The sequence below is a fragment of the Tenacibaculum sp. 1B UA genome, assembly GCF_033978845.1.
In the GTDB taxonomy this organism is placed as follows: Bacteria; Bacteroidota; Bacteroidia; order Flavobacteriales; family Flavobacteriaceae; genus Polaribacter.
Genome location: NZ_JAKVUA010000035.1, coordinates 1 through 5,825, shown reverse-complemented (window position 1 = coordinate 5,825; position 5,825 = coordinate 1). Strand labels below are relative to the sequence as shown.

Sequence of the window (5,825 nt, the reverse complement as noted above, 5' to 3'; positions counted from 1 at the left end):
GCTGCCTTAACAACAATTCAATACATCAATAAATTTGTTTTTGATAGAAATATTAACAATATTAAAATTAGCATTATTTAAAATGCACAACGGGTTCTAATAGAGTGTTATATAACCATAATCCTTATTTTTTTTTGTATAAATAATCGAAATATAAAAGATTATTTAAAATATAGTTCAACTAAAAGGGAGTATATTTATCCCCAAAATCCCCAGTTATTATGTCTTATTTAAGAAAGCTATTTACATTATTTTTCTTATTTCATGTTTTTTATGTATTAGCTCAGGAACAAGCAAAAAAATTTGATAGTATTTTTTATAATACGGCTGTTCGAGTATCAGCAATAGATATTGTGAAAGCAAGCAAAATAGCAGATTCTTTGTACAAAACATCTAAAACTAATATTCATAAAATAAAATCATTAATGCTTTCGGCTGATCTTCTAGAAAAACAAAGTAAGAGAAAAAAAGCTATAGATTATGTTCTTAAAGCAGATTCAATTTTGAGTAATACTGAAAATTACGAGTGGAAAGCCAGAGTTTATGGGTTCCTTTCAACTCAATATCGTATTTTAGGTCTTTTAGACCAAGGTAAAGAGTATTTAGAGAAAGGTTTAAAAGCTTCAAAAAAAATACAGGCTATAAATGTTTCTAATCAATACAGAGGAATGGTTTACCAAGAAAAGGCACATTATGCATTACACGAGAAAAATTACAATGAAGCCATAGTGTTATTAAAAAAAGTTTCGCCGCTTTTCTCGAGTATAAAAAACGAACGAATGAAGCTTTTCTTCTTTGGAAATAATGAAGAAATGTTAGGAAGGAGTTACTTAAACTTAAAAAAGTATAATTATGCTAAACAGCATTATAAAAAGGCATTAACTTATTTAAATAAAGCGAATGCAGGTGAGTCACAATGGATGGGTATGGTATTTTATGGGTTAGGAAAAATAGCTTTAGAATTTAATAAAACTAAAGAGTCACTATCTTATTTATTAAAAGCAAAAAATATAGCTGAAAATATTAATCATGTTTTTTTAAAAAAGTTAGTCTATAGCGATTTAAAAAAATATTATCTTAAAGAAGAAGATTTTGATAAATACACATTCTACAATACAAAGTACATTAATAGTGTAAAGGAAAATATTAAGCTAGAGCGTGAAACTTCTAATAGTGAGTTTAATCGTGTTGTTAAGAAGCAGAAAACAGACTTTTTAAGACTAAGTAAAATTATTACTATAATCAGCACACTATTTATATGTAGCATTCTTTTTTATTTATTTACGAAACGAAAAAACAGAAAAGAATTAGAAAAATATAAAGCTATTATAGAAAAACTCAATGCGTTCAATGAAAAATTAGAGCCGAAAAACTCTCCTTTGTTAATGGTAGAGAAAACAGGAACAAAATGTCTAATGCCAAAGCAAACTGAAAATAGATTACTTACTGAATTAGAAAAATTTGAAGATAAAAAAGAATTCATTAACTCCAATATCAGTCTTTCTTCATTATCTACAAAGTTAAACACCAATACGAAGTATCTATCTTATATAATTAATACTCATAAAAAGAAAGATTTTAATAATTATATTAATGAGCTTAGAGTTTTTCATTTTATTAAGATGGTTCAAACTAATCCAGAGTTTTTAAATTATAAAATAAGTTATTTGTCTGAGAAATGTGGTTTCTCATCTCACAGTAAATTCACCACAGTTTTTAAGAATATCGTAGGACTTACACCATCTACTTTTCTAAAGAAGGAAAGATTTCAATCAAATCAACCCAATAATTAAAATTTATTTTTAATTGGTAATAACTCAAGCCATCTTACTTGTTTTAAATACTACTTACCGAAGAACTTTTTTCTATTGTAAGAAATTGATAATTAAAACTCTATCAAACCGTATCAATTATATTATCTTTTTAAAATTCTATATTTTTTAGTATAAGAATACTCTTGTTTTTAATAATCTGTTTTTCAGTGTTTTTGTTTTTTCATTTTCGTGAATATATAAAGAATAAAATTAAAAAAAGAGTAGCAGATGTAATAGATTTACGGTGGGGGAGTGTTCGTTTTTTTATAAATACAAGTTTTTCAAAAGCTTAGGTGCGAAATAAATTTTTCCTCTTTTTTTAGATCTGAACGCTATATAGCTAGGTTTAGTTATAGTGATATCTCGTTAGAATTTTTTTAACAAAAATAGTTCTAGTTAAATTTTAGATAAACCAATACTACTAAGTTATTATTAATAAATAACCTTAACAATATCCTGATTAGATACTTGACAAAAAGGTTGTACAAAAAATTAAAAAAAATGATGAAAAATTACTTGTTCAATTTGTTACTCATCGTAGTAGCATTTTTTTCACTAAAAACTTATGGACAATGCGATGTGGGAAGTTTTGTGGTTACCTCGCAAGACGCTACTTGTAGTGCGAACGGAGTTATATCGGTATCAGTTCCCAATGCAACAAACTGTAGTGGTTGGAATGTTATTTTAAAACTCGCATCTGGTTCAGAAGTAATCAAAGCACTTCCTGCAAATGGAGGCCCCGTAGAGTTTACTAGCCTAAGTGGTGGAGATTATGAAGTACGTTTATTTAACGGAATTCAGACAATCAACTACTCAAATAATCCCATTACAATTACGAGTTTGTACAACCCTATGGTAATAAAAACCTCTACAACAAGACCTTCTTGTAATGCAGATGCTGATTTTTATACTCCCAATGCCACACTTACGTTATCAGTACAAAGTGGAGGGACAGGTCCATTCCAGTACGAACTTTTAGATAGTAATGGTAATGTAATACATACTTCAGGAATAACTTCAAATCGTTCTCATACCTTTGAAAATTTTTCAGGAGGAGAAGAATTTATTTATAGAGTTACTGATCAACCTGGAGTAGCAGGATGTGAAGTTTCTATCGGTCAAGAAATAAGTATTCCTGTTTCTGGTTTCAGTTCTATGTATAATAGCTTTGTAAGGTTTGAAAAGGATTGTAGTGGTGGTGATTGTAATAAAAATATTTTTAATTATGTGATTTTTACAGATGGTATAGAAAATGTAAATGCCTTGCAACAGCATAGCACCATTAGTATCAATGGAGCACCAGCGGTACCCCTGACTCTTAGGAAATCTAATTATAATGCACGCTATTTGACCGTTGGTCAAGAGTTAAACCCAGGGGATCAAGTACAAGTACATTTACAGGACGCATGTAATGAACGTGATGTTAGTTTTACAGTGCCCGATTTAACCCCGCGTTTTGATGTAAGAAATGTTACTACAAAATTCAACACTGATACCTGTAAGGATGAATTTAGAGTAAATTTTTATAGTATTGGTACTTTAGCAAAAGTTACCGGCGATTTAGAGTCTGAAATTTCTTTTGATGCTTGGTGTACTCCAAATAGTGTAAGTGTGGAATACGAAGATACCCCAGGAAACTGGATTTCTGTAGGGCATGATCAAGAGGCAAATGATAATCAAATAAAAGAAGTACTTTTAACGGATGAGATTGTTTATGATAAAAACTACAGATTTACAGCAAATGATGGTTGTACTACTTTATCTGATGAATTTTTTGTATCTATAAACAGAAAGCCCAAACAGCCTATAGATAATGTGTCTGGTTTTGTTGGGAATGGAGTTTTAGAAGGTACTGCTAGTTTTGCTTTAACAGGAGTACAAGGTTTGGGCTATCCACTTACAATTACCGTAACCTCACCTACTCATGGAAACTCTGTAACAATTAATCCTACACAGCCTGAAACCTTAGCAGGGAGTTATCAAATAGATTTCCCTTTTACAGTTACTGCTGAATCGTCTGCACAAAGAATATTTGTAGGTGATTTACCTCCAGGAACATATAATGTAAAGGTTGTTTCATCAAGTACTTGCCAAGGAGTAAGTGAGAAAAACCTTTCGTTTGATTTGATAAATACCGTTGGATATATTGACCCGTCAGTAGAAACAATCCCTAGTTGTTCCGATAAAAATACACTTATGTTTAGTATGAACCCTACACATGGATATGCTTCTCAAGGTTTGGTTGAAGTTTTTATAGATAATGGAGATGGTACTTTAGGGCAACGACGTGGATGGCATTACTTAACAACAAACACTTTAAATAAAGCTACTTTTATCGACTTACCTTCTGGAGATTATGTAGCTGTTTATAGTGCTAATTTTGGGAATTATGCAATAACTCAATACTCGGCAGCATTAAAACGTAATGGGTCTTTTAAATGGCAGTTAAAAGGGAGTGTCACTTATGGTGATATAGTACTTTCGGGAAGCCAAGTTTCCTGTGGTGATGGCTCAGGAATAGCAACGGTGTCCATCATAGAAGGAACACCAGTGTATCCACTAACCTATGAAATATTTAGTCAATCGGACCCTAATACTATTTTAGAAACTTATACAGCAAATGATGAATCAGATCCAAATATTTCAGGTTATACTTTTGCTTCATTACCAAATGGAGAATATTCTATGCGTGTTACTTCTTCTTTCTGTACAACAAAAAGTTTTAGTGTATCAATAGGAGGGTCTTCCTCAATACCAGAAATAGTAGCAAGTGATACTACTCCTTGTAAGGGAGATACTATAACTTTAGGAATTCCAATTTCTACTTCTACTTGGGATATAGTATGGAAAGATGATGCAGATCAAGTAATTGCTACAAATGTTAATAGTATAGAAGTAACCCCTCAAACAACTACGCTCTATAAAGTAGAGTATAAAATAAAAGACCAATTCGGGTGTGGTAGTGCATCATTAAACACAGATGATATTCAAATTACAACTTTTAACGAATTAACGTTAGAAGCTTTAGAAACCACTCAATGTGCCAATGATGGTTCGGGTTATACACTAACAGCAGTTGTCTTAGGAAATAATGATTCAGTAGAAGCAACAGGGACAGGAGCACCAGGGACATGGGTAACATCAGGAAATCGTCATACATGGACTTCTGATTTAATAGTAGCAGGAACCGATTATAATGTTAGTTTTCAGGATAAGAATGCCTGTAATACTTTACCTATTACAGGAAGCTCACCCGTTTGCTGCGTGTTTGAAGTAAGCTGTCCTACTTTTCCAACTACTTCAGTAAACTGTGTGTCAGATTTACCAGCAAACGGAACAATTACCGAAGCAGAGTTTGAGAGTTTAGGAAACGGAGATGGTGTGATTGGAGATATTCCTTGTGGTGTAATTGAAATTGTAGCAGATAACGGAACCTTGCCTAGCTGTAATGGAGAAGTTACACGAACGTATACCGTTACAGAATACGAAGATACAAATAACAATGGTATTCGCGATAATGGAGAAGGTACTGTGCTTAATTCACAACAATGTATCCAAACCATCACAGTACAAGATACAGTAGCTCCCACGGGAACAGCACCGTCAGATATTACGGTCGCTTGTATGAGTGACGTACCAGCGGCAGATGGAGCAGCAGTGTTAGATGAGTCTGACAATTGTAGCGGAGCAGTAACAGTAACAGTATCCGACACCGATAATGGCGGCAGTGGTTGTAATGACAGTCCCTTAGTAATCACACGCACCTATACTTTAACCGACTGTGGCGGCTTAACGACAGAATTAGTGCAAATCATCACAGTACAAGATACTGAAACACCAACAGGTACAGCACCATCAGATATAACGGTAGCATGTATAAGTGACGTACCAGCGGCAGATGGAGCAGCAGTGTTAGATGAGTCTGACAATTGTGGCGGAGCAGTAACAGTAACAGTATCCGACACCGATAATGGCGGCAGTGGTTGTAATGACAGTCCCTTAGTAATCACA

Annotated in this window: 1 protein-coding gene and 1 pseudogene; both read left to right on the top strand. The window is 32.9% G+C overall.

Annotated features, from left to right (window positions below; all coding sequences use genetic code 11):
* Positions 1-221 precede the first annotated feature (221 nt).
* Positions 222-1,793, top strand: a complete 1,572-nt coding sequence (locus MK851_RS15560; protein ID WP_320244925.1) for a helix-turn-helix domain-containing protein — start codon at positions 222-224, stop codon at positions 1,791-1,793.
* Positions 1,794-2,315: 522 nt separating this feature from the next.
* Positions 2,316-5,825: pseudogene (locus MK851_RS15555) on the top strand (hypothetical protein); the annotation flags it as partial.

Excerpts from the sequence above, each read along its gene's own strand:
- MK851_RS15560 (WP_320244925.1), top strand. The coding sequence starts at position 222 with ATGTCTTATTTAAGAAAGCTATTTACATTATTTTTCTTATTTCATGTT.